Source organism: Rhizobium sp. LjRoot30, from assembly GCF_964253915.1.
GTDB lineage: Bacteria > Pseudomonadota > Alphaproteobacteria > Rhizobiales > Rhizobiaceae > Metarhizobium.
This window is the reverse complement of sequence record NZ_CAXUSG020000058.1, coordinates 1-436: the sequence shown is the minus strand read 5'-3', so window position 1 is coordinate 436 and position 436 is coordinate 1. Positions and strand designations below refer to the sequence as shown.

Sequence of the window (436 nt, the reverse complement as noted above, 5' to 3'; positions counted from 1 at the left end):
TCACGTCGAACCTTGTCGACCTCCAGCTTCAGCCGTGCGATCAGCGCCTCGGAATGCGATACGAGTGCCTTGGCGCTGGCGGCTTCTGCTTTGGCGGTCGCCGCTTCTGCTTCGGCTGCGACCCGTCGAGCGCGTTCTTGGGCCAGCAGTGCAAGCGCACTGGCAAGGTCGTCCGGAAGCTCTTCGGTCGCATCGCTCATGACAGGATGGAATCATATTCGACCCCGTCATTCCAGTGTTTTTGCTTATCCGGCCGACGTCGGTCGCCACGTCTTTTGCGGCATCCGCCAGTCGATACCTTCCAGCAGATAACCGAGCTGCGCGGGCGTGATCACCACTGTGCCATCGGCCGCTGATGGCCAGATGAAGCGACCATGCTCCAGCTTCTTCGTGAACAGGCAGGCTCCCTGGCCGTCATGCCAGATCACCTTGATCA

1 protein-coding gene and 1 pseudogene are annotated in these 436 nt (G+C 60.8%); both read right to left on the bottom strand.

The window, feature by feature from the left end; genetic code table 11:
- Positions 1-200: pseudogene (locus ACSQ3I_RS28140) on the bottom strand (IS66 family transposase); the annotation flags it as partial.
- 45 nt (positions 201-245) lie between these two features.
- A partial coding sequence (gene tnpB / locus ACSQ3I_RS28135; RefSeq protein WP_436004485.1) for an IS66 family insertion sequence element accessory protein TnpB occupies positions 246-436 on the bottom strand: 191 nt, incomplete at its 5' end.